The 1,698-nt window shown below is 65.4% G+C and carries 1 protein-coding gene; it reads right to left on the bottom strand.

All coding sequences use genetic code 11. The features are described from left to right. Window positions 1-51: 51 nt before the first annotated feature. On the bottom strand, window positions 52-1,608 hold the full coding sequence (locus tag FBQ73_RS17740; RefSeq protein WP_138400835.1) for an ISL3 family transposase: 1,557 nt from the start codon (window positions 1,606-1,608) through the stop codon (window positions 52-54). Window positions 1,609-1,698: the final 90 nt, after the last annotated feature.

Here is a 1,698-nt window from a genome sequence, read left to right as displayed (position 1 = left end):
GTGTCAATCGGCACGGAAACCTGGGTCTGACGCAGTTTTGGTGAAGAAGATCTAAGGCGCACCGACGAGACGGGCCTGAAGGAGATCGAGCTTTCCTCTGCCGTACATCTGGCGCTTGACGAGTTTGAGCTTGGTGATCTGCCCCTCGGTTTGGCCGTTGGACCAGTGCGAGGTGATGGCTGCAACCACGGCGGCCCGATCTTTGACGACGCCATTGGCGAATGACACGACCAGGCTGGATCTGGCCCGCTCGAGCCATGGCTCGAGCTCTGCGACAATCTTCTTGCGGATCATGGCCTGGAACGCGGCGATGATCTCTCGCGCCTCGACGAGGAGCGGCACGCCGGCTTCGATCGCAGCGATCGTGACGCTCTCGGATTTGGATACGCGGTCCCGGCCAATGGTCATGAGGCGCGCGATGGTGCGCGCCGAAGGGGTTCGAGTGAGTGCATCACTGTCCATCCGTTCGGCGCGCCGACGGCGTGCCACCCACTCGGTGACGACCCGAAGGCAACCGCGGAAGCCCTGGCGCTTGAGGCGCCGCCACAGCTCCGCGCCGTTGCGTTCGCCGGCTGCCCACCTGTCCTCGAGCCACGGCAGGTACAGTTCCAGCGAACTTTCCCGGGAGCGGAACACGTCCGTGCGCTCGCCGCGCAGGATCCTGCGGACAAGGCCACGGCTATGCCCGGTGCGGCGCACGATCTCCTTGATCGCGATCCCGTCCTTCGCCAAGCGGAGGATGGTCCCGTTTGCGTCTTCCCGACGAAGATATCCCTCATATTGCAGCCGCTCGGCGGCCGTAAGCAGATCAGGGTCAATGGTCGCGGCGCCGATCGCGGCCCGGACCTGACGCATGGATTTGCGCACCGCGTCGAGAAAGGCACGGCTGGCGTTCTCCATCAGGTGCCAGCGGTCAGCCACCTGCGTGGCCGTCGGCAGCGCCTTGGCCGCCGCCGTGGCATATCCGCCGCCGCGATCACGAGCGACGGTGGTGATTTGGGGCTGGCAGGTCAGCCACGCCTGCGCTGTCGCGGGCTCCCGGTCGGGCAACAGAGCGATGGTCCTGCGGCGCTCAAGGTCACAGATGATCGTGCCATAGCGTTGGTTGCGCCGCCACGCCCAGTCGTCGATCCCAACGACCGTTGGCGGGACGAAAGGCCGGTGGCCGCGTCGCCGCACCACTCGCAGCAGGGTGTCGTTGCTGACCGGCAGCATCAGCCTGCGGGCAAAGCTCGCCGCGGGCCGTCCGCCGAGCGCCAGCCCCAGGTGGTGGACGATGTGGTCGAGCCTGGCCGTCCGTCGTGCCCACGGCGCCAAAACCTTGGCGTCGAAGCGCTCCGCAAAGATGCGCCGGCCGCAGAGCACCGTGTCGCAGTGGAAACGCCGCGCCCGGACAACCAGCCGAACCGGTTTGCCCGCCATCGGCAGATCCGCCAGATGCCGATGATAGCGACTGTGTATCCGCTCCGAGGTTCTCCCGCATCCCGGGCACGAACTCGCGTTGCCAATCGCGCGAACCGTAATCAGCGTGCCAGCGCCGTCGCTGCTGACATCGTCCACCACGAATCCGAGCGGCACCAGGGTCGAAGGTCGGAGAGAGGGCTGCATGGCGTTGATTCCAATCCGAAAATCAACGCCAGCCAAATCCCAAACTCCATCAAAAGTGAGTCAGACCCAATCTTCCATGCCGAAACACAC

It is taken from the genome of Xanthobacter autotrophicus, from assembly GCF_005871085.1.
Lineage (GTDB): Bacteria > Pseudomonadota > Alphaproteobacteria > Rhizobiales > Xanthobacteraceae > Xanthobacter > Xanthobacter autotrophicus.
Note: the sequence above shows the minus strand (reverse complement) of the source record. Positions and strands in the feature narration are given on the sequence as shown.